At 66.2% G+C, this 893-nt stretch carries 1 protein-coding gene; it reads left to right on the top strand.

The window, feature by feature from the left end; all coding sequences use genetic code 11:
• Window positions 1–81 precede the first annotated feature (81 nt).
• Complete coding sequence (locus SSP24_RS42515) at window positions 82–888, top strand: transposase family protein (RefSeq protein ID WP_141316627.1); 807 nt, start codon at window positions 82–84, stop codon at window positions 886–888.
• Window positions 889–893 lie beyond the last annotated feature (5 nt).

Genomic DNA, 893 nt, shown 5'->3' with positions numbered 1-893 from the left:
GAACCTCTTTCATCCTGTTCCTGATGGGTGAATGTGCTGGTCGGCTGGATGGTGACGTGGCAGAGCCCCCGGTCGTTGGCGGTGTTGATTCCACTCGACACTGCCAGCGGCCCGGGGGCTCTGTTGGTTCCGTATCCTTCCATGCTCGACGTCCCGTACGAGCTGGTCGAGCACGTCTCCTGGCTGATCTACGCCCGAAGGCGTGAACTGAACTCGCCGTGGAGACGGCTCGGTTGCTTCAAACAGGCCCTGCTCGTGCTCGCACACCTGCGGAAGAACGAGACGTTCGCCCAGGTCGGAGCCGGTTTCGGCGTCTCGGAGGCGACGGCCTGGCGCTACGTCGACGAGACCCTCGAGATTCTGGCCGCCTGGGCGCCGGGACTGCAGGAAGCCCTCGTCGGGCTGGGCGAGGGCGACTTCGTCATCGTCGACGGCACCCTGATCCCCACCGACCGCATCGCCGCGGACGAGCCCTACTACAGCCAGAAGCACAAGAAGCACGGGATGAACGTGCAGGTCATCGCACGTCCGGACGGCACACCACTGTGGTTCTCGAGAGCACTGCCGGGCCGGACTCACGACCTGACGGCGGCCCGCGCCCACGGCATCGTCCAGGCCTGCCTCACCCGCCAGATCCTCGTGCTCGCGGACCGCGCCTATCAGGGCGCCGGCGCCACCGTCCGCACCCCGTACTACCACCACCGCGAACAACCCGAGCACTACCAGCAGTTCAATCGTGATCACGCCCGACTGAGGGCACCCGGCGAACGCGCCTTCGCCAAGCTCAAACACTGGCGCATCCTCCGCCGGGCCCGCTGCTCCACCCGCCGCGTCAGCCGCACCGTCCAAGCCATCCACACCCTGCTGACTTGCGACTATTCAGGATGAAAGAC

This window comes from Streptomyces spinoverrucosus (assembly GCF_006539505.1).
Lineage (GTDB): Bacteria > Actinomycetota > Actinomycetes > Streptomycetales > Streptomycetaceae > Streptomyces > Streptomyces spinoverrucosus.
This window is presented reverse-complemented; position numbering and strand designations above follow the sequence as displayed.